1 protein-coding gene is annotated in these 572 nt (G+C 53.0%); it reads right to left on the bottom strand.

The genetic code is table 11. From position 1 onward, the window contains the following. Positions 1–62 precede the first annotated feature (62 nt). Positions 63–572: hypothetical protein (locus tag J5M67_RS27510; protein WP_368735959.1), on the bottom strand; the 510-nt coding region annotated here is incomplete at its 5' end.

Below are 572 nucleotides of genomic sequence, written 5' to 3'. Positions count from 1 at the left end.
GCAATACGGGTCGGGATAAATTCAGTGCTTACCTGACTCATCTGATCTCTCCTTTTGACGTTTTAGCCGCCAATGTACGATAAGTTTTGCGTAATACCGGTGTTGTTTTGATGCAGGAAATGGGTCTGTTTCTTCTCCCGCAGCGCCGCTGAAATACGCGCTTCCAGCGCCTGTTGCTGGGTATCGTCTTCCAGCAGATCGCGCAGGTTAACGCCGCCTTCACCAAACAGGCAGAGATGGAGTTTACCAATGGAGGAAACGCGCAGGCGGTTGCAAGTGGCGCAGAAGTCTTTTTCATACGGCATGATAAGGCCAATCTCTCCGGCGTAATCTGGATGGCAAAAGACTTGCGCGGGACCGTCGCTGCGTTGACGTAATTGGTGGATCCAGCCGCGACGCAGTAGCTCGTCACGCAGAACCTGACCAGAGATGTGATGCTTACGGAAGAGCTCGCTGCCCTCGCCCGTTTCCATCAGTTCGATGAAACGCAGCTGGATAGGGCGATGCTGGATCCAGTTCAGAAAGGTGTCGAGCTGGTGATGATTAACATCACGCATCAGCACGGTATTGAC

The sequence above is a fragment of the Pseudomonas sp. 30_B genome (assembly GCF_017491605.1).
Taxonomy (GTDB): Bacteria; Pseudomonadota; Gammaproteobacteria; order Pseudomonadales; family Pseudomonadaceae; genus Pseudomonas.
This window is presented reverse-complemented; position numbering and strand designations above follow the sequence as displayed.